This window comes from Oleiphilus sp. HI0061, assembly GCF_001635675.1.
In genome coordinates, this window is sequence record NZ_LWFE01000861.1 from 1 (window position 1) to 327 (window position 327).

Here is a 327-nt window from a genome sequence, read left to right on the forward strand (position 1 = left end):
GTACTGAACCAAATCTGAAACCTCCTCAGTATTCGATGTACACCATGGGTGTGGTGTCGCTGGTAAACCAACCGGGCCAGGTGTCCCCATTTCATCTACACCAAATTCACGACGCATCTTCTGGTAATCCCAGTAGTAGTGGTCGTCATCCCAAGACACTTCACTAAAGTATTTGTGCTTTTCGATAAAGCGGTTGCGCTTGTAACCTCGATCCAACCTGGTAATGTAGTCCGACTTGGGCACCCTGAATACATCGCCTCTGCGATTTAAGTCCGGTGTAGTAATCGGCTGATCGACAGAGCCGGGCGCAGGTCGAACCGGTGCATG

Annotated in this window: 1 pseudogene; it reads right to left on the minus strand. The window is 50.5% G+C overall.

Going from position 1 to position 327, the window contains the following annotated elements:
- Positions 1 to 327 (minus strand): annotated as a pseudogene (locus A3735_RS30770) (hypothetical protein); the annotation flags it as partial.